17 protein-coding genes are annotated in these 18,105 nt (G+C 67.3%); 6 read left to right on the forward strand and 11 right to left on the reverse strand.

Annotation, left to right across the window (positions count from 1 at the left end):
* Positions 1 to 33: 33 nt before the first annotated feature.
* Positions 34 to 861, reverse strand: a complete 828-nt coding sequence (locus tag B3E94_RS03170; RefSeq protein ID WP_286912294.1) for an amidohydrolase family protein — start codon at positions 859 to 861, stop codon at positions 34 to 36.
* Positions 862 to 1,007: 146 nt separating this feature from the next.
* Here B3E94_RS03170 and B3E94_RS03175 point away from each other — a divergent pair, with 146 nt between their 5' ends.
* Positions 1,008 to 1,961: a LysR family transcriptional regulator gene (locus B3E94_RS03175; protein WP_286912295.1), complete on the forward strand. Its 954-nt coding sequence runs from the start codon at positions 1,008 to 1,010 to the stop codon at positions 1,959 to 1,961.
* A gap of 3 nt (positions 1,962 to 1,964) precedes the next feature.
* Here the strand turns inward: B3E94_RS03175 and B3E94_RS03180 are convergent, their stop codons facing one another.
* Positions 1,965 to 2,444: an isochorismatase family protein gene (locus B3E94_RS03180; protein WP_176516403.1), complete on the reverse strand. Its 480-nt coding sequence runs from the start codon at positions 2,442 to 2,444 to the stop codon at positions 1,965 to 1,967.
* A 270-nt stretch (positions 2,445 to 2,714) separates the two neighbouring features.
* On the opposite strand from B3E94_RS03180, the gene B3E94_RS03185 reads away from it, so the two are divergent.
* Positions 2,715 to 3,020, forward strand: coding sequence for a hypothetical protein (locus B3E94_RS03185; RefSeq protein WP_313394785.1), 306 nt, complete (start codon positions 2,715 to 2,717; stop codon positions 3,018 to 3,020).
* Between the two features lie 208 nt (positions 3,021 to 3,228).
* Here the strand turns inward: B3E94_RS03185 and B3E94_RS03190 are convergent, their stop codons facing one another.
* The 8 genes from B3E94_RS03190 to B3E94_RS03225 form a co-directional block, all read right to left on the reverse strand.
* On the reverse strand, positions 3,229 to 4,188 hold the full coding sequence (locus B3E94_RS03190) for a PDR/VanB family oxidoreductase (protein WP_286912298.1): 960 nt from the start codon (positions 4,186 to 4,188) through the stop codon (positions 3,229 to 3,231).
* Positions 4,185 to 5,216 (reverse strand): aromatic ring-hydroxylating oxygenase subunit alpha, encoded by a 1,032-nt coding sequence (locus B3E94_RS03195; protein ID WP_286912299.1) that lies wholly within the window; start codon positions 5,214 to 5,216, stop codon positions 4,185 to 4,187. The genes B3E94_RS03190 and B3E94_RS03195 overlap by 4 nt, the downstream gene beginning before the upstream one ends.
* A 28-nt stretch (positions 5,217 to 5,244) precedes the next feature.
* Positions 5,245 to 6,057: an SDR family NAD(P)-dependent oxidoreductase gene (locus tag B3E94_RS03200; RefSeq protein WP_286912300.1), complete on the reverse strand. Its 813-nt coding sequence runs from the start codon at positions 6,055 to 6,057 to the stop codon at positions 5,245 to 5,247.
* A gap of 15 nt (positions 6,058 to 6,072) precedes the next feature.
* Complete coding sequence (locus tag B3E94_RS03205) at positions 6,073 to 6,489, reverse strand: VOC family protein (protein WP_286912301.1); 417 nt, start codon at positions 6,487 to 6,489, stop codon at positions 6,073 to 6,075.
* Positions 6,490 to 6,515: 26 nt separating this feature from the next.
* Entirely contained in the window at positions 6,516 to 7,568 is a 1,053-nt protein-coding gene (locus tag B3E94_RS03210) for a C45 family autoproteolytic acyltransferase/hydolase (protein ID WP_286912303.1), read from the reverse strand.
* A complete protein-coding gene (locus B3E94_RS03215) occupies positions 7,565 to 8,404 on the reverse strand; it encodes a polysaccharide deacetylase family protein (protein ID WP_286912304.1) in 840 nt (279 codons plus the stop codon). The genes B3E94_RS03210 and B3E94_RS03215 overlap by 4 nt, the downstream gene beginning before the upstream one ends.
* Before the next feature lie 51 nt (positions 8,405 to 8,455).
* Entirely contained in the window at positions 8,456 to 9,874 is a 1,419-nt protein-coding gene (locus B3E94_RS03220) for an APC family permease (protein WP_286912305.1), read from the reverse strand.
* Between the two features lie 451 nt (positions 9,875 to 10,325).
* Complete coding sequence (locus B3E94_RS03225) at positions 10,326 to 10,793, reverse strand: Lrp/AsnC family transcriptional regulator (protein ID WP_176516391.1); 468 nt, start codon at positions 10,791 to 10,793, stop codon at positions 10,326 to 10,328.
* Between the two features lie 196 nt (positions 10,794 to 10,989).
* Between B3E94_RS03225 and B3E94_RS03230 the strand changes: the two genes are divergently transcribed.
* The 4 genes from B3E94_RS03230 (at position 10,990) to B3E94_RS03245 (ending at position 15,230) form a co-directional block, all read left to right on the forward strand.
* Positions 10,990 to 12,039 carry a Rieske 2Fe-2S domain-containing protein gene (locus tag B3E94_RS03230; RefSeq protein ID WP_286912307.1) on the forward strand — a complete coding sequence of 350 codons (1,050 nt, stop codon included), beginning with the start codon at positions 10,990 to 10,992 and terminating at the stop codon, positions 12,037 to 12,039.
* A 14-nt stretch (positions 12,040 to 12,053) separates the two neighbouring features.
* A complete protein-coding gene (locus tag B3E94_RS03235) occupies positions 12,054 to 13,406 on the forward strand; it encodes an FAD-dependent oxidoreductase (RefSeq protein WP_286912308.1) in 1,353 nt (450 codons plus the stop codon).
* A gap of 168 nt (positions 13,407 to 13,574) precedes the next feature.
* Positions 13,575 to 14,495 (forward strand): LysR family transcriptional regulator, encoded by a 921-nt coding sequence (locus B3E94_RS03240; RefSeq protein WP_286912309.1) that lies wholly within the window; start codon positions 13,575 to 13,577, stop codon positions 14,493 to 14,495.
* 96 nt (positions 14,496 to 14,591) lie between these two features.
* Positions 14,592 to 15,230, forward strand: a complete 639-nt coding sequence (locus B3E94_RS03245; RefSeq protein WP_286912334.1) for a TetR/AcrR family transcriptional regulator — start codon at positions 14,592 to 14,594, stop codon at positions 15,228 to 15,230.
* A gap of 6 nt (positions 15,231 to 15,236) precedes the next feature.
* On the opposite strand, the gene B3E94_RS03250 is transcribed toward B3E94_RS03245, so the two are convergent.
* Entirely contained in the window at positions 15,237 to 18,026 is a 2,790-nt protein-coding gene (locus tag B3E94_RS03250; RefSeq protein WP_286912310.1) for an amino acid adenylation domain-containing protein, read from the reverse strand.
* Positions 18,027 to 18,105: the final 79 nt, after the last annotated feature.

The raw sequence follows: 18,105 nt of genomic DNA on the forward strand, positions 1-18,105 counted from the left end.
TCTGTTGTTATTGGAATGGCAAATGCGCGCAGGTCAGGCGAAGCCGAACAGGCGCCTGGGCGTGTCCCACAGGACTTTGCGGCGTAACCGATCGTCGGGCATCAGGCGCTCGGCCAGCTTCAGCAGCGGGCCGTAGTCGACCCGCACAGGTTGGCGGATGAACGGCCAGTCCGAACCCCACACGCAGGTCTCGGCGCCGAAGGCATCGAGCAGCGCCTGCACGTAGGCGCTGCTCTGCGCGTGCAGGGCATGGGCGGCGGCGAACTTCTGCATGCCGGAGAGTTTCACGTAGACCCGGCCAAGCCGGGCCAGCCCGAGCAAGGCCTGAAAGCCCGCCTGCTGCACCCCGGCGGCGGCGTTCGGGCGCCCGCAGTGGTCGATCAGCACGCGCACTGGGCTGCGCAAGATCAGGCCCTGCAAGTCGACCAGCTGGTCATCGCAGACCTGGATCTGCGCGAACAGGCCAAGTTCTGCCAGCCTGGCCAGCAGCGGTTCGGCCTCCTGCAACCTGGACAGGCCATGCATCGCGGGGTTGAACGCCACGCCCACCACCCCTTGCTCACGCAGCGCGGCCAGTTGCTCCAGGCTGATGTGACGATCGACCACCGCCACGCCCTTGAAGCGCCCCGCCCCGCTGGCCAGCGCATGGAGGAGGCAGCGGTTGTCGGTGTGGTAGCCGCTGTTGGGCCCCACCAGCAAGGCGTGGCGCACGCCGTAGGCGTCCATCACCTGGTTGAACTGCTCGAGCGGCGCCACCTCCTGGCCAACCGGTGCATAGGGCGCATCCGGGTGGTAGGGAAAGCGTGCAGGGTCAAACAAATGGTTATGGCAATCGATCTTCGGTTCATCAAAGATGTTCAAGGGCGCCTCCTTCAAGCGTCACTGCGCTTGCCTGCAGAACTTGTTATCGTTCGCCGTCCAGGCGATTCACCTGGGCTCACGATACTGCGGGGGCGTGCATTGCGCTCATACACAGATGGCCAGGACCATAACCGGAGGTAATACCCATGCAGCCCGGCAAAGCAGGCGCCGACGCCAGCACGATGCTGTTCAAATTGCGGCACATGGAAGTGTTTCGCGCGGTCATGCTGACCGGCTCGATCAGCGCCGCCGCCAAGCTGCTGTATGTCTCGCAGCCGGCGGTGAGCAAGTTGATCGGCTACATCGAGGGGCGGCTGAGCTACCGCCTGTTCGAGCGCATCAACAACCGCCTGGTCCCCACCGAGGAGGCGCAGGTGCTGTTTCGCGAGGTCGAGCGGGTGTACCAGGCGGCGCTGCAGGTCAATGAATGCGCGCTGTCACTGGCAGCCGGCAGCCACCGCAAGCTGCGCCTGTGCTGCAGCGCTTCGTTGTCGACGGTGGTGATCCCCATGGCCCTGGCCCAGCTCAAGCGCGAGTCGCCCGCGCTGCAGATCGAGTGGCAGACCACGCTGATGGGCGAGATGCCCAACCAGATCCTGTCGAAGAAGGTCGACCTGGCGATCGCCGCCCTGCCGGTGGTTCACGATCACCTGCATTCGCAGCCCTTCATGCGTGGGCGCATGGTGGCGGTGATGCCCCCTGAGCATGTGCTCGCACAGCAGCCCACGCTAAGCCTGCACCAGTTGCAGGGCCATGCCCTGTTGCTGTTTCGCCCGGACATGCCGTTCGGCCAGCTGCTGGCCGAGGCGATCGCGCAGCAAGGGCTGCAGCTCGAGTCGCTGCTGTCGTTCACCAACGCCAACGAAGCCGTGGCCCTGGTCAAGCAAGGCATGGGCGTTACCCTGATCGACGAGTTCGTGGCCCAGGACAGCGGCCTGGCGGTGGTGCCTTTGGCCGAGGACATTCATTTCGACATCAGCTTCGTCCACTCACGCTTCGAGCCGCCGTCGCAGGCGGCGCTGCAGCTGATGCGCGTGCTGCAGGAGCAGGCGCTCAAGCTGGGGCGGCATATCGAGGCAGGCAGCATTCGTGCCGCCTGATCGTCAGCCTTGCAGTTCGGCGAGGATCTCGGCGCGGGTGGTGACATTGCCGAAGTGGTGCTTCCACAGCTCGATGCCCATTTTCCCCGAGCGGTCCAGCGACGAGCCGACGGTGAGGTCGGTGATCAGGGTCGGCATCAACCCGGCGTCGAACAGGGCGAAGCCTGCGGCCAGCACACAGGTTTCGGTCTGCAGGCCACACACCAGTACCCGCTGCGCGCCCAGCTGGCGCAGGTGTTCGAGGGTTTCTGCGGTCTGCCCGTAGCCGTGCTTGACGAACACTCTGTCGGCTTCGACCAGGCTCTCGTCCTGGGCCGCGGGGTGCCAGCCGAGCTGTTTCTGGAAGGGCGTGGCCTGTTCGTCGTGCAGCTCGATCGAGGCGATGGTCGGGATGGTCGCCGACAACGCCCGGATGCCATCGACCAGCCATTCGGGCGGGCTGAAGGTGGACTGGACATCGACGATGAGAAGAACCTGCCGCATGAGCGCTCCGAGGCCTGGATAAGGGCACGGAGTATAACGCCCCTGGCCGCCGATGACTGCATCGGGCCAGCACCGGGTGATGCTGGGGCGAGCATTTAAGTTACGGTTTTCTAGAACTTTTTCCGCTTTGCTGGTCTATGTGAACAGGCCCTTGGCCTAACGCCCCATAGTCAGCAGAGGTTGTCTTCGCTCATGAAAATCCATGTCCCACGGATAGTGCTGGTTGGCCTGTTCGCGTTCGCGGCAATGGGCTCGGCATCTGCAACACCGATGAAAGCTTCGACCCCTGCGCGGGCCACCGAGGCCGTTGCCGCGAGGGCTGCCGAGAACCCCTGGCCGAACCTGGCCAGCGTTGCGGTGGAGCAGCCGGCGACCTTGCTGGCCCATGATGACCGTTACTGGCACGACGGCCGCCGGCACGACCGCGACGACTGGCACCGGGAAAACTGGCGCCGCGAGCAATGGCGCCGCGAGCAGGCACGGCGCGACTATGAACGGCGCCGCGATTGGCAGCGCCAGCATGAGCGCGCCATGCGCCATCGCTATGAAGCCGATCATCACTACTACCGCCGCTGATTTTCAAAGACCAACCCGGCGATCCCTGTGATTCCTGTGATTCCTGTGGTCCCTGTGATTCCTGTGGGAGCCGGCTTGCCGGCGATGGGGCCAGAGCAGGCAAATTGGCTAGCCTGGCGGGCCCTATCGCCGGCAAGCCGGCTCCCACAGGTCATATCAGGGCTCCCACAGGTCACATCAGGGCTTCTACAGGTCCAGATCCGCGCTTCTACAGGTCCAGCGTCAACGTCGGTGTCAACGCCCGCGAAACACACAGCATCATCACCTCCCCCCACGCCCGCTCCGCCTCACTGAGCAACAGGTCGCGGTGCTCCGGCACGCCATCCAGCACGCGTGTCTCGCACATGCCGCACACGCCCTGCTCGCAGGAAGACGCCACCTCATGCCCCGCTGCCCGCAACGCTGCCATGATGCTGCAGCCCGCAGGCACCTGCACCTGCGCACCGCTGCGGGCGAGGATCACCGTCAGCGCCTCGGCGTCGGCCGCAAGCGGCGCCGGCTGTGGTGCGAAGCGCTCAAGGTGCAGGCGTTGCTGCAAACCCGCCTCGGCAAACCGCGCCGTCAAGGCATCCAGCAGCGCCGCCGGGCCGCAGCTGTAGACCTGGCGCCCGGCCCGGGCAGCGGCCACCACCGCGTCCAGGTCAAGCAGCCCGACCTCGTCCATCGGCAGCACCTCCACCCGCCCTGCGCCCATGGCCTGCAGCTCGTCGATGAAGGCCATCGAACGCCGCGAGCGGCCGCCATACAGCATCTGCCAATCGGCACCGGCACGCTGGGCCGCCTGGGCCATGGCCATGATCGGCGTGATGCCGATGCCGCCGGCGACGAACAGGTAAGCCTCCCCCTCCTGCAGCGCAAAGGCGTTGCGCGGGCCGCGTATGGCCAACTGCTGGCCCAGGCGCAGGGCCCCGTGCACCTCGCGCGAACCGCCCCGGCCGTTGGCTTCGAGCAGCACGGCAATGCGCAGCACATGGCGCTGCGCCGGGTCGCCGCACAGCGAATACTGGCGCACCCGCCCACTGGGCAGCAGCAGGTCGATATGCGCCCCCGCCGTCCAGGCCGGCAATGGCGCGCCATCGGCGGCGCGCAGCTCCAGCGAGACCACGCCCTCGGCCTCCAGCCGCAGGCCGCTGACCTGCACGCTCAGCGCCTGGCCCTGGGCACTCACGGCAACGCCCTCGGCTCGTCCACCAGGCGTACCGGCGCCTGCTGGCCGCGCTCGATGAACTCACGGAAGGCCCGCCGGTAGTTCAAGGTGTACAGGTCCGAAGGCACCGAGTGCTCGACCGCCTTGGCGTCCCAGTCGATCTCGGCCGGGGTGATGGTCGCGGCCACCGGCAGGTCTTCCAGGTACAGCAGCTCCTCGATGCGCAGGCACTCCTGCAGATCGCCGCCCTTGTACCCACGGTCGTTGGCCACCGCCCAGAAGATCTTCACCTGGTCATACGCCACCGGGCACGGGAAGCCGGCCACCACACGCTTGCCCAGGCGCTCGTAGTCATAGGTGATGGCCACCAGGCCCGGGGCGACGATGTGGAAGTGCATCATGCAGTCACCGTCGTTGGCCCATTCGCCCTCGCAGGCCTGCAGCGGGCGGTCCATCCAGATGTCCAGGCCTTCGCGGCGCACGTTCAGCGGTTCGACCACCGGGTTGACGTGGCCCATCATGCCGCGGTGGATGTACGAGAAATGCGCGACGTCGCCGAAGTTTTCCACGGCCACGGCCACCCCGGTGGGCGAGTCCAGCGGCTCGGCAGCCAGCCATTCAAGCGCCAGCTCACGCCACTCGGCCAGGTCATACAGCTCGAACGACGGCGCTTCCAGGGCCGTCCATACGTGCCCGTAGCGCTCCTGGCAGGGGTAGGTGTGCAGCGCCGCGCCCTGGGGAATCTTGCACTGATCCTCCAGCGATGGCACATGGCTGCACTTGCCGCTGTCGCCGGCAAAGCGCCAGCCGTGGTACGGGCAGCCGATGCTGTCGCCGTGCACCTCGCCCAGCGAGAGGTCGGCGCCGCGGTGCGGGCAGCGCGCGTGCTGGACCACGGCCTGGCCGGCGGCGGTGCGCCACACCACCAGTTTCTCGCCCAGCAAGGTGGCCGATTGCGGGCTGGCCAGGTCGGCCGAACGGGCCACCGGGAACCACTGGCGGCGCATGGCCTGCTCGGCGCGTTGGCGCTGGGTTGCTTGAGTCGTCATGGGGTTGTCCTCACAGGTTGTGCTTTTGTCAGATGCCGACCACCAGCGCCCCGCCGTTGACGGGGATGGCCTGGCCAGTGATGAAGGCCGCTTCGTCCGAGGCCAGGAAGGCCACCACGGCGGCGATTTCTTCCGGGTGCACCAGGCGGCCGAGGGGGATGGCGGCCTGCTCGGCCGCGATGTACTGCTCGGGCACCATGCGCGTCAGGATCGCCCCCGGGGTGATGGCATTGACCAGGATGCCCTCGCCGACGAACTCCTTTGCCAGGGTCTTCATCAGCCCCAGCTGGGCCGCCTTGCTGACCATGTAGCCGTAGGAGTGGCCATCGGGCACCTGGCCCCATTGCGAGTTGATGAAGATCACCCGCGCCGCCGCACTGCGCCGCAGGTGCACCAGGGCCGCACGGGTCAGGTACAGCGGCGCGTTGACGTTGATCGCCAGCAGCCGCTCGAAGTTGGCATCGTCGGTGGCTTCAAGGCCGGTCATCGAGTAGATCAGCCCGGCGTTGTGCACCAGGATGTCGAGCCCGCCCAGCTGCTCGGCAACCTGCGCCACACAGTGCTCGGCCAGGGCGCGGTCGGTGATGTCGCAGGCCAGGGCAATCGCCCGGCCACCCTGCTCGGCAATTTCCGCCGCCGTGGCGCGGGCCACGTCGGCATCGATATCGACCACCGCCACGGCGGCGCCGCGCCGGGCCAGCAGCCGGACATGGGCGCGGCCGGCGCCACGCCCGGCGCCGGTGACCAGCGCCACGCGGCCATCCAGGGCGCGGGCTTCGGGTGCCAGCGCCAGTACCGAAGCCGGCGCCAGGCGCGCCGGGTTGTTGTGGGTCATGGGCATGCTTGAGCCTCCGGTTCAGACGGTCTTGTGCGGTTCGGTGATGTAGAGCATGTTGCCGTCCGGGTCGAACATCGGCCGGTAGCGGTAGTGGGTGCCGTTGGGGTGCTGCCATTCGATCGGTGCGTCGGTCACCCACTCGACCTTGCCGTGCAGGTAGGCCATGGCCTCATCCAGGCATTCGACTTCGAAGGCGAAAGAGTCCAGCCCCGGCTTGTCGGCAAGGTTCACCGCCGTGCGCCGCACCACCGGCGCCGGGTTGTGGGTGTGGAACAGGTACAGGGTGACGTTGCCCATTTCGATCGCCGCCCAGCGCTCTTCGGCGACGTAGGGCAGGAAGAAGCCCAGGCCCAGGGTGCCGTGGTAGAAGTCGACCAGGCGTTGTACGTCGTGGGAGAGGATGTCCATGTTGTCGAGGCGTTTGAGTTGAAGCATGGCGAGGTTTCCTGTGGGTCGAAGGTTTACAGGTGGCGGCACGGGCCGCCTGGCAAGGCGCACAGGGTGCCGTTGGCGACGTCGAGGGTGATGCTGGCCAGGGTTGCGTACTGCCCTGCCGTTGGCAGCGCCGGGTCTGGGTGGCAGCACAGCGCGCCGGTGCTGCCCAGGTGGCTGTTCAGGGCCTGCAGCAGGTCGCCGGCATCCAGGCCCGGGCGGTTGCCGAGGCGGCGCAGCAACTGGTCGTGGCGCACCAGAGTGTCCGGGTAGCTGCCGGGCTCGGTATCGAACTCGCGGGCGGGGCTTGAGAGGAAGTGGTTGGTGTGCACCAGCAGGCCATCGGCGCCGGGGAACACCAGGCCGGGGCCACCGGGGTGGATTTCCACAGACACCGCGCAGCTGGCACGTTCGGCCGCCGCGACCAGGGTCAGTGAGCTGGAAGCCGACACCGGCGCCCGCTGGCACAGCTGCAGGGCCTGGTTGATGTCGCTGCAACTGTCGAGGATCCAGCGCGACAGCACATGCACCGGCACGCCGATGTCGGCGCCATCGTCGGCGTGGTGCAGGATGTTGAAGTGCACGCCCAGCCCCCGGTTGTTGACCCCAGGCTTGCCGACGATGCCGTACTCGGTGACGGTGGTGGTCAGCCGGCCATCGTCATGGGGAATTTCCCAGGTCAGCCACTGCTCGGCGAACTCGGCGTACCAGTCCCAGGTCTGCGCGGTGACCGGCGCACCCCAGGGGTCGATTTGGACCACCGTGGAGCATTCGCCGCGCAGGCGCGCCCCTAGCACGGCGAGCACCTCGGTGCGGGCATTGATTGCGCCGATCAGCGCCGGGGCGATGCCGGCGCCCTCGGCGATGCCGAGCATTTCTGCATGCAGCGGTGGCGCGAACAGCGCCACCTGTTCAAGGCAGCGGTTGCCCATCGCCTGCAGGTCGAAGGGCGCCTTGGCAACCCGGGCAAACAGCCCCTCATAGGCCTGCACGGTGGCGCGCACCTTGGCGGCGAAGCTTTCGCCGAATTCGCGGCCACGCTCGGCCGGCTGCAGGCGGGTGGAGCGGAACACCGTGCTCATGCGCGCACCTGCTGCAGTTGTGGGGCGACCTGTGCGGCCACCTCATCGAGGCGGGCAAACCACACATCGCCATCGCTGGCCATGCGCTCGACCAGGCGCTCGAGTTGCTCGAAGCGTGCCGCCCGGCCAATCACCTCCGGGTGCAGGGTGAAGCTGGTGTGGCGGCCATCCCGGCGCGCCGACTCGTACTCGGCCAGCCAGCCGTCGAACAGCACCCGGGGCGCGGTGAAGTTGCCGCCGTTGTCGATGCTCCAGCCGAACATCGGCCAGTCGTCCAGCGACCAGTGCACCGGCAGTTCGAGGATCGACGCGCCGTTGCAGTGTTCGAAGTACGGGCGGTCGTCGCCCATGCAGCTGGAGTCGTAGGCAAAGCCGTTGGCCAGCACCAGTTCGAAGGTTTCCGGGGTCAGCTCCCAGGACGAGGAGCGATAACCGGCAGGCTTGGGCGCCCCGGCCTTGGCCAGTGCGGCGAGGCCCAGCGCCATCTCGTCGGCTTGCTGGGCGGCACTGACCTTGTCGCTGCGCAGGTGCATATGGCCGTGATGGCCGATTTCGTGGCCCTCCTTGAGCAGCATCTCCACCAGGTGCGGGTGCTGCTCGGCGGTGTAGCCCGGGACGAAGAAGGTCGCGCAGATCTTGTGCCGGCGCAGCAGTTCGAGAATGCGCGGCACGCCACGGGTCACGCCGAAGCGCCCTTCCGACAGGCTGGTCAGGCGCCGGGCGTAGCTTGGGCTGTCGCCCAGCAGGCCGGCTTCGGCGTCGACGTCGAAGGTCAGGGAAACGGCCACAGGGCTGTTTTTCGGCCAGCACAGGCGGCCGGAGTCATCTGCACGCATCAGGTGCACTCCTCTACGGGGGTTGTCAGCGAAGAAGTTGGGGGTTGCGCGTCAGCGCGGGCTCGCGGCGGCGATGGCCTTGCGCTCTTGCAGCCGGCGCAGGCGGTACAGGGCTTGGGAAATGGCCAGCACGGCGACGGCGATCAGCACTTCCTTGAGGCCGCCGTAGCCGGTGATCGAGGCGCTGGTCACGCCCACCAGCAGGATCACCGCGTCGAAGGCGGCCAGGGCCATGGCGACCGCGACCCAGCCACGGCCCAGGCGAATCGGCCGGGGTTGCTGCGGGCGGTCCAGGCGCAGTGCCACATAGCCCGCCACCGCCAGGCAGTGGGCCAGGATGTAGCCGATGTTGCCGGCGACGATCACCGCCAGCGGGTTGCCCACCAACAGCACCAGGGCCACGTTGATGAACAGCTGCACGGTCACCGCCCGGGCCGGCACACCGGCCTTGTTGAGTTCGCCGAACTGGCGCACGGTCAGGCCATCGAGCGCGCTCTGGTACAGCGCCCGGCCGGCATCGGCGGTGCCCATCACCGACAGCACCAGGATGCCGGCGATCAGCACCCAGGTGACCAGCGCCGCGCCGCCGCCCAGCAGCACCTGGGCCGCCGCCTGCAGGAAGCCGTAGGGCTGCTCGGCCATCACCTGCTCGCCGAGCAGGCCAGCCAGGCCCAAGGGGGCCAGGGTGAACACGAGCAGCAGGATCAGCGCGGCAATGCGCAGGGCTTTGCGGGTGTCGGCCACGGTGTCGCGAAACTCGGGGATGAACGAGGCCGCCGCCTCCACCGCGTAGGCCGACCAGGCCATGATGAACAGCCACGCCAGCACCGTGCGCAGGCCGTGCAGGCCGCTGCCGGTGTGCCAGGTGAAGCTGGCGGTGCTCCACGCCGGGCTGGTCAGGAAGCTGGTGCCGAACAGCAGCACCGGCACCATCAGCAGCACGCCGGCAACGGTGAGGATGACCATGGTGAAACGCAGCTGGACCATGCTCAGCGCCCAGCTGAACAGCGCCACCCCCAGGGCGATGGCCTGGGGCAGGCCCAGTTGCAGCGGGCCCAGGTCGTAGTGGGCGGTGACGTCGGGCCAGAACTGCTGGGACAGGATCTGCGCCACTGCCAGGCCCCAGATGGCCGGTGCGGTGGCCCAGGCGAACCAGTAGGCGTAGGTGGCCAGCGGGCCGAGGCATGGCAGGCGTGCGGCCCAGGCCTCGTTGGCGTACAGGGCGATGCCACCGGACTTGTTGGCGAACATGGCGCCCATTTCCGAATACAGCCAGTTGTGCAACACCGCCACGGCGGCGATCGACGCCCACAGGGCGATGGCAGCCCAGGCGCCGATGGCGCCGATCGAGTAGCCAAGGCCTACGAACAACGCCGCCGGCAAGCTCAGGGTGATCGCCACCCCGTCCCACCAGCGGATGGATTTAACCAGCTGCGCCGTCGGCGCGGTGCCTGCAATGGCCTGGTGCATCGTCTCGCCCTCTGTTTTTGTTATGGGTCTCGATGAGCAGATCCTACGTCATGATTCTGCGCATGTGTATATTTTTATTTCATATGAGTGCGCATTGCGCAACATGAAAAGATATTTTCTACGCAATGTGCAGTTTCGGGGCGTGGCGCGCCAAGACCGTGCGCGGGGTGCGGCAGGCTCTAGGGCGAAGGTTTGCAGTACGCGGGAGGGAGGATTGGCGCAGGGGATGGTGCAAGAATTTCTGCATTGCGCAGGAAAGAAAAGAAATTGTTGCGCATGAAAAGGTCGTGCGCAGTACCTGTGGGAGCCGGCTTGCCGGCGATGGGGCCCGCACAGCTACCGGTGGAGCCCTGCCCTGGCCTCATCGCCGGCAAGCCGGCTCCCACAGGTAACCTCCCACAGGTACCTTGCACAGAGGGCTTTTCGCAGGGCTAGGCGGCTTGGGATGCGCTCAGCTTTCGCCTTCGGCGGGCGGCAGGGTGAAGCGGATCTTGTGCACCTTCACCTCCTGCAAGGTCTGCACCTCGCGAACCCCCGGCAGGCTGCGCACTTTCTGCTGCAGGTTCCACAGGCTCTGGTCATCGCGGCACAGCACCTGCACGCAGATGTCCGCCGTGCCCAGGGTGGTGGACAGGTAGCTCACCTCTGTCCAGCGGCCAAGGGTATCGGCGACCCGGTCATGGTCCTCGGGCGCCACGTTGACGAACAGCAGGGCGAGCTTGGCATGGCCGAGCTTGGACGGGTTGGTGAACGCGAGGATCTGCAGGATGCCCTGGTCCTGCAGGCGCTTGACCCGGGTGCGGATGGTCGCTTCCGGCACCGACAGGTTGCGGGCGACCTCACGGAAGGCGCGACGCCCGTCCTCCTGCAATTCGCGGACGATCTCGAAATCCAGTGGGTCGAGGGTGGAAATAGACATGTTCAGCGCTTCCATGGTCGATCGGGATGGCGGGGCACAGGCTAGCAGATTCGGCGGCCCCGCAGGTTGCCCGGGATGGCGCCGGAACATAAGCATCGGCATATGAGCAACATGTGCCCCGCGCCATGGGCAGGCTGCCCGGGCTTCTCTAGCATCGACCTGGCATTCGATGCGATCGATAACAAGGAGAAGCGAAATGCCCGCCACAGCCTGCCCTGCCCCGACCTGGAACCCGATCACCCAGACCAGTTCCTTCACCCCGCACGACCGCGAGATCCTCACCCGCCACTGGCACCCCGTGGCCTTCAGCGCCGACGTCGGCGACAAGCCCTACGCCGTGACTCTGCTGGACGAGCCCATCGTCCTCTACCGCACCGCCGGCAAGCTGAACGCCGCCCGCGACATCTGCAGCCACCGCGGCGCACCGCTGAGCAAGGGCTGGGTGCAGGGCGAGAACATCATCTGCCCTTACCACGGCCTGCATTTCGGCACCGACGGGCGTTGCACCCGCATCCCCTCGGAGCCCAACGCCAACCTCACCGAACGCCACCGCATCCAGATGTACGCCACCCGCGAAGACTACGGCATGGTCTGGGTGCTGATGGCCGGCAGCGAAGCGCCCTTCGCGCAAATGCCGTCGTGGCACGACGCGAGCTTCCAGCGCATCCTGCCGCCGTCGATCGACATCGCCGCCTCCGCCGGCCGCCAGGTCGAAGGCTTCATCGACGTGGCACACTTCGCCTGGATCCACCACGACGCCTTTGCCGACCGCGACAACCCGGTGGTGCCCACCTACAAGGCCGAACTCACCCCCCATGGCATGCATGCCGAATACGTCAGCAGCGTCAGCAACTTCCCCAAGCAGCTGCAGCACCGCGCGCCGGCCGGCTTCCAGTGGAAGCGCACGTTCGATGTGTTCGCACCGTTCACCGCGCGCCTGGCGGTCAACTTTCCCGATGCCGAACACCAACTGGTGATCCTCAACGCGGCCAGCCCGATCTCGGCGCGCAAGACCCGCATGTTCTGCGCCATCACCCGCAACTTCGACCAGCACCTGCCGCTGGATGACGTCTACGCCTTCAACCAGCAGGTGTTCGAGGAAGACCGCGACATCGTCGAACTGTGCCGCCCCGAAGACCTGCCACTGGACCTGTCGCTGGAGATCCACATCCCCGCCGACCGTTCCTCCACGGCCTATCGCCGTGCCTTGAGCGCATTGGGCCTGGGCCGCGCCTTCACCAGCTGACGGGAGTCGCCAACATGTACAAATGGGAATGTCTGGTGTGCGGCTTCTTCTACGACGAAGCCGTGGGCAGGCCGGAAGACGGCATCGCCGCCGGTACCCGCTGGGAAGATGTGCCGCAGGACTGGTACTGCCCGGAGTGCGGCGTGGGCAAGGCCGACTTCGACATGGTGCGCTTGCCGCAGGAGGCCCAAGCGCCACTTGCCAGCGCGGTCGAGCCGGTGGTGATCCTCGGCTCAGGGCTGGCCGGCTACACCGTGGCGCGTGAGTTGCGCAAACTCGACAGCCTCACCCCCATCGTGATCGTGACCCGCGATGGCGGTGAGTTCTACTCCAAGCCGGCGCTGTCCAATGCCTGCCAGAGCGGGCGCCTGCCCGACCAGCTGGTGAGCAGCGATGCCGCGCAGATGGCTGCGCAGCTGAGCGCCACGGTGCTCACCCACACCTGCGTGGAGCGCATCGACGTCGACGCCCAGTGCGTGTACCTCGCCGGCAAGGCGCAGCGCTACCGCGCCCTGGTGCTGGCACTGGGCGCCGACCCGCGGCGCCCGACGCTGCAAGGCGATGGGGCCGATGCGCTGATCACGGTCAACGACCTGGACGATTACCGGCACCTGCGCCAGCAGATCGGCCAGGCCAGCCGCATCGCCATCCTCGGTGGCGGGCTGATCGGCTGCGAGTTCGCCAACGACCTGCGCCACGCGGGGCACGAGATCACCGTCGTCGACCGCGCCACCTGGCCACTGAGCCGACTGCTGCCGGAGCAAGCCGGCGAAGAGATGGCCAACGCCCTGCAATCGATCGGCGTGCGCCTGGCGCTGGGCAACGGCCCGGTCGCCGTGCACCGCCGCGCCAGTGGCCTTGAGCTGCAACTGGCCGATGGCGGCACGCTGGAGGTGGACTACGTGCTCAGTGCCATCGGCCTGCAGCCGCGCGTGGAGCTGGCGCGCACCGCCGGCATCGCGGTCGAGGGCGGCATCGTCACCGATGCCCAGCTGCGCACCAGTGCCAGCCAGGTATATGCCCTGGGCGACTGCGCGCAGGTGCATGGGCTGCTGCTGCCCTACGTGATGCCGATCATGCTGCAGGCACGGGCGCTGGCGCAGACCCTGGCTGGGCAACCGACGCCGGTCGCCTACCCCGCCATGCCGGTCACCATCAAGACCAGCGTGCTGCCGACGGTGGTCGCCTCACCGCTGGATGACCAGGGGCTGTGGTCGACCGAACTGCTCAGCCGCTGCAGCAAAGGCATCGCCGCCATCCGCGCGCTCTACCACGGCCCCGACAGCAGGGTGCAGGGGTTCGTGCTGATGGGCGAGGCGACCCAGCAGAAGGCCGAACTGCTGAGCACCCTGCCAGCCTGGAGGTGACAACCCGAGCAATTTTCGCTATATCGCAATATATATAGCGAAGATGAACACCTGTGGGAGCGGGCTTGCCCCGCGAACCAGGGCAACGCCCTGGCCATGCCCCGCGCCGGCCCATTCGCGGGGCAAGCCCGCTCCCACAGGTACTGTAGTGTTTCAATGAGAACTGCCGTGCCCAAGCCCACCCCCAACTGCGATGCCCAGCTGCTGCGCACGCTGTACACCCTGCTCACCGAAGGCAGCGTTTCACGCACCGCCGAACGCCTCGGGCAAAGCCAGCCGGCCGTCAGCGTGGCGCTGCGGCGCCTGCGCGAGATGACCGGCGACCCGCTGCTGGTGCGCAGTGGCAGCCGCATGCTGCTGACCAGCCATGCCCAGACCCTGCTCGACCCGGTGCGCCAGGCCCTGGCCGGGATCGACCAGGTGCTGCACCCGATCGACCGCTTCGACCCCACCACCAGCCGCCAGCACTTTCGCATCAGCACGCCGGACTACCTGAGCGTGTTCTTCGTGCCCGCCATCATCGAGCGCTTCCACGCCCAGGCGCCCTGCGCCACCCTGGAGCTGACCCACCTTCAGGCCGAAGGCGGCTACGAGCGCGGGCTGGAAGACGGCTCGCTGGACCTGGTGATCGGTAACTGGCAACGCCCGGCGCAGCACTTGCACCTGCAATCGTTGTGCGACGACGACCTGGTCTGCCTGCTCCGCGAGGGCCACCCGATCGCGCCCGGCAGCCTTGACCGCGAGGCCTACAGCCAGGCCGACCACCTCGATGTGCTGACCCACACCGCCGGCGGCCATGGCACCATCGGCACCGAGCTGGCCAAGGCCGGCCTGCTGCGCCGGGTCACCACCACCCTGCCGTATTTCTGCCTGGCGCCCTACACGCTGGTCAGGTCCGACCTGGTGTTCACCACCACCCGCGCCTTCGCCCGCCACTACGCCGAGCTGCTGCCGCTGCGTATCGAGCCCTTGCCCGCGGCCACCAAGCCCTTGCGCTACTACCAGCTGTGGCATGCCCGCAAGCACCGGGCGCAGGCGTCGCGCTGGCTGCGCGGCCTGGTGCTGGCCTGCGCCAACGCCATCGCCTGACGCGCCACAGGCTTTTATCAGGCGAGTGCACACCTTCGCTGTATATTTTTGTATATTGCGACTTTACCCGCTTCAGGGAAGCCTGCCGTGTACATCATGCCGTTCGAACTGCCGCGAGAAATGCCCAAGGCTGGCGAGGAGCCCCTGGCCGAACCCGTGCGCAGTACCATCCTCAATGCCGCCAGCGAAGCATTCGCCCAACAGGGCTATGCCGCCACCAAGCTCTCGGCCATCGCCGCCCTGGCCTGCCTGCCCAGGTCCAACGTGCTCTACTACTTCAAGTCCAAGGCCAACATCTACAGCCAGGTGCTGGAGGACATCGCGCCCCGCTACCTGGACGCCTGCGCGCCGTTCCAGCAGGGCGACCAACCGCTGGAGGCGCTGAGCCGCACGGTCACGGCCATGATCGGCCTGTTCGAAGGCCGCCCGTTCGCCTCCAAAGTGCTGTTGCAGGAACTTAAGGAGGGGGGCCGGCGCATCCCCGGCGACTTTCTCGACCGCTGGGCCAGCCAGGCCCGGGACAATACCGCGCAGATCCGCCAGTGGATCGGCAGCGGGCAGCTGGCGCCGGTGAACCCGGAGCACGTGCTGCCTTCGGTGTGGGCCATCGCGCAAGCCTGCATCAACCGCTGCTGGCATGCCCCCGGCGGTAGCGAGCAGCGCATCGACTACCACGCGGCCACGGCATCCTCGGTACGTTTGCTGCTCAATGGCCTGGCGCCGGGCAACCGCTGAGCGCGTTCAGGCGGCAGGTTCCAGGGCATCTGCGGGGCGCTTGCGGCGGTTCCAGCGCTCCAGCATCAGGCGCAGCGCCAGGTTCCAGCAATAGGCAACCAGCACGCCGCCAACAATCGCCAGGGCCACGGCAAACAGCGGCTGGTCGCTGATGCGCCGGGCCACGGACTGGAACTGGTAATGGGTCAGGTAGATGAACAGGGTCGACGACGCGATCAGCGCCCCGCCCCGTGCAATCGCCCCAGGCACCGGCACCGAGCGGCACCAGATCAGCGCCAGCACCGCCGGTAAGGCGATGTCGATGTGCACCCCGCTGAGCCACATATCCCAGCCGTAGCCGGCGATGGTCACCAGCTCCAGCTCGCCGACCACCACCACCGCCACCGCGCTGGCCAGCCATTTGCGCGGCGCCGTGTCGGCATATTGCACAGCCATGCCCAGCACCATGGCCGCCAGGTAGTGCTGGGGCACGCGGTTGTACAGCGCGGTGGCGTCGAACACCCAGCGGCTCAGCGCCAGGTCCGCCAGCACCAGCGCGCCGGCGGCCAGCAGCAGATGGCGGAACGGGTCGGCCATGATCAGCAGGCGCACCGGCCTGATCGACAGCACCAGGCCGATGATCAGCACCATCTGCACCAGCACCTCGATGTACCAGTAGCTGAAGTGGCCGACCGTCTCGGCGGGGAACCAGTTGGAGATCAGCAGCAAGGATTGCCAGTGCAGCCGGTCGAACACGCACTGCACCAACGCGGTGTACAGCAGGGTCGGCAGCGCGATGGCGAGCATCGACTTGATAAGAGAGCGCGCGTCGCCGCGATCGTTGATGGCCTTGACCTGAAAGCGCGCCAGCCCCAGCCCCGACACCAGAAACAGCGCGGTGGTCTCGCCCATGATCATGCCTTTGCCCAGCACGCCCAGGTGCCCCATGACGATCAGCAAGATCGACAGCATACGCATCAACACCGGCATTTCCATGGCCCGCAGCGCGTGCCTGGGGGCCTTGCCCGTGGCCGCCAGCGCCGCCAGGGCCTTCACCGGCAGCGACTCCCAGCGCGGCGGCAGTTGCCCGATCCGCGCTTCGAGCGCCGTCGAGGCCTGGACGAACGACAGCGAATCGCCGCCCAGCTCGACGAAGCTCAGGTTGGCATCGATGTGCGGCACCTGGAGTATCTGCGCCCAGTCGTCTGCCAGCTGCTGCGCGAGCGGGGTCAGGGTGTCAGCGCTGTTGCTCGGGGCGTCCTGTGGCGGCGGCAATGCGCGCCGGTCGATCTTGCCGTTGGGGGTCAGCGGTATCGCATCGAGAAACACGAACTGCGCCGGCACCATGTAGTCCGGCAATTGCGCGGCGAGCGCCTCGCGCAGGTACCCGGCGGCCACCGCTGACCGCGCTACGCAATAGGCCACCAGCCTTGGCGCCGCGCCGTCGGTGTTGGCCACCACCACGCATTGCATGATTGGCGAAAGCCCGGCGAGCACATTTTCGATTTCGGCGAGCTCGATGCGATGGCCGCGAATCTTCACCTGGCAGTCGGCGCGGCCGAGGAAGGTAGCGCTGCCGTCCGCCAGGTAAGTGCCCAGATCGCCCGTGCGGTAACAGGTATCGCCTGGCTCGCCGGTGAACGGATTGACCACGAATTTTTCCGCAGTCAGCGCCGGATCACACCAGTAGCCCAGGGATAGGTACGGGCTGCGAATCAGGATCTCGCCCACCTCGCCTTCGCCGGCCAGTTGCCGTTGCTCGTTCACCACCAGCACCTGGGCGCTGTCGATCCCTTTGCCCAGGGGGATCGCGCCCTGGCCCGGCTGCGGGTCGAGTTGATGGAAGACCATCGCCTGGGGCGTTTCCGTGGTGCCGTAGAAGTTCACGCTGGTGGCAGCCGGGGCAATCGCCCGCATGCTCTGGTACAGCGCAGGGCTCAAGGCATCGCCGCCCCAGAACAGCCAGCGCAATGTGCCCAACGACTGTTGGTCGAGGTCCGCGCCAGTGGCAATCAGCTTGCCCAAAGGAGGCGTCAGGTGAATGGCCGTGATGCCGTGCTGCCGTATCCAGGCAGCCAGTTGCGCGGGGTGCGTCAGGGTTGCCTGGGCCGGGCAACAGACCGTCGCGCCAATCGACAAGGGCGTGAAGATATCCCGGTACACCGGGTCGTGACCCAGGCCCGACAGCAGTGAAAAGCGATCCTGCCCGGTGAAGCCGTGGCGGCGCACGTGCCAGTCGATGAAATGCACCAGCGGCGCGTGGTTGGCCACCACGCCCTTGGGCGTACCGGTGCTGCCGGAAGTGAAGGTGATATAGGCAGGTGCACGCGGGTCGATTTCGGGCAATGCCCCTGGCTGCTCGGGGAACTGCAGCAGGGCCTCGGCGGGCGTGTCCGGCACGCTGATCAGCCGCGCCGGGCAGTGGCCTGGCGGGGTGAATCGCGCTTCACCGCAGCAGAGGATGAACGCAGGCTCCAGGCTCTCGAGCAACTGCGCGATACGCGCGGGCGGGTAAGCCACATCGACCACGCTGAACGGCAAGCCGGCACGCAGCGCACCGAGCATGGCATACACCAGCCCGGCACCACGGCTGCAGACGATCAGCACCCGCTCGCCTTTGCTGGCGGCGCCTTCTAGCAGGGAGTTGGCGATGCCCTGGCTGATGGCCTGCAACTGCCCATAACTGCAGCGCATGCCCGGGCCAATGATCGCCGGTGCTTCAGGCGAGCGCTCGGCCTGCTGCACAAAGTCGCTGAAAATCGGCCGGTCGGCACGGTATTCCAGGCACAGCCTCGGGTTCGGGCGCGGGTCCTGCATGGCGTATCTCGGCGGCTGCGGGTGGCGGCTGAATGCTTCAAACGCTAGTGCACACGCGGCCTGCGCGCCAATGCAGGTG

Source organism: Pseudomonas sp. UBA6315 (assembly GCF_002438125.1).
Lineage (GTDB): Bacteria > Pseudomonadota > Gammaproteobacteria > Pseudomonadales > Pseudomonadaceae > Aquipseudomonas > Aquipseudomonas faucium.

Coding starts and splice junctions, on each gene's coding strand:
- B3E94_RS03250 (WP_286912310.1), bottom strand. CDS start 18,026: ATGCAGGACCCGCGCCCGAACCCGAGGCTGTGCCTGGAATACCGTGCC.
- B3E94_RS03185 (WP_313394785.1), top strand. CDS start 2,715: ATGAAAGCTTCGACCCCTGCGCGGGCCACCGAGGCCGTTGCCGCGAGG.
- B3E94_RS03180 (WP_176516403.1), bottom strand. CDS start 2,444: ATGCGGCAGGTTCTTCTCATCGTCGATGTCCAGTCCACCTTCAGCCCG.
- B3E94_RS03200 (WP_286912300.1), bottom strand. CDS start 6,057: ATGCCCATGACCCACAACAACCCGGCGCGCCTGGCGCCGGCTTCGGTA.
- B3E94_RS03235 (WP_286912308.1), top strand. CDS start 12,054: ATGTACAAATGGGAATGTCTGGTGTGCGGCTTCTTCTACGACGAAGCC.
- B3E94_RS03230 (WP_286912307.1), top strand. CDS start 10,990: ATGCCCGCCACAGCCTGCCCTGCCCCGACCTGGAACCCGATCACCCAG.
- B3E94_RS03215 (WP_286912304.1), bottom strand. CDS start 8,404: ATGCGTGCAGATGACTCCGGCCGCCTGTGCTGGCCGAAAAACAGCCCT.
- B3E94_RS03225 (WP_176516391.1), bottom strand. CDS start 10,793: ATGTCTATTTCCACCCTCGACCCACTGGATTTCGAGATCGTCCGCGAA.
- B3E94_RS03245 (WP_286912334.1), top strand. CDS start 14,592: ATGCCGTTCGAACTGCCGCGAGAAATGCCCAAGGCTGGCGAGGAGCCC.
- B3E94_RS03195 (WP_286912299.1), bottom strand. CDS start 5,216: ATGACGACTCAAGCAACCCAGCGCCAACGCGCCGAGCAGGCCATGCGC.
- B3E94_RS03175 (WP_286912295.1), top strand. CDS start 1,008: ATGCAGCCCGGCAAAGCAGGCGCCGACGCCAGCACGATGCTGTTCAAA.
- B3E94_RS03220 (WP_286912305.1), bottom strand. CDS start 9,874: ATGCACCAGGCCATTGCAGGCACCGCGCCGACGGCGCAGCTGGTTAAA.
- B3E94_RS03205 (WP_286912301.1), bottom strand. CDS start 6,489: ATGCTTCAACTCAAACGCCTCGACAACATGGACATCCTCTCCCACGAC.
- B3E94_RS03210 (WP_286912303.1), bottom strand. CDS start 7,568: ATGAGCACGGTGTTCCGCTCCACCCGCCTGCAGCCGGCCGAGCGTGGC.